We start from the raw sequence: 413 nt of genomic DNA on the forward strand, positions 1-413 counted from the left end.
ACCACGGGTTGAGCTGGCGCTCCAGCGCCTTGCGATAAAGCTTTCCCCAGGGCAAATCGCCCCAGCAATCAGGAGCCACGACAGTTTGAGGGACTCTTGCCGGTTTCATCACAACCTTCCGTTTCACACTGAGAGGTAATCTATGAATCTTAACAGTATTCCCGCCTTTGATGACAATTACATCTGGGTTTTGAATGATGAAGCAGGTCGCTGCCTGATTGTCGATCCCGGAGACGCAGAGCCAGTATTAAACGCCAGTGCCGCCAATAACTGGCAACCGGAGGCCATATTTCTCACCCACCATCACCACGATCACGTTGGCGGCGTAAAAGAACTGGTGGAAAAGTTTCCACAAATTGTGGTGTATGGTCCACAAGAGACACAAGATAAGGGAACAACACAGGTAGTCAAAG

1 protein-coding gene is annotated in these 413 nt (G+C 50.4%); it reads left to right on the forward strand.

The window, feature by feature from the left end; genetic code table 11:
• Positions 1-142 precede the first annotated feature (142 nt).
• The coding region (locus KSP9073_RS17345; protein WP_114403765.1) for an MBL fold metallo-hydrolase at positions 143-413 on the forward strand (271 nt) is incomplete at its 3' end.

Source organism: Kushneria phyllosphaerae (assembly GCF_900312995.1).
Lineage (GTDB): Bacteria > Pseudomonadota > Gammaproteobacteria > Pseudomonadales > Halomonadaceae > Kushneria > Kushneria phyllosphaerae.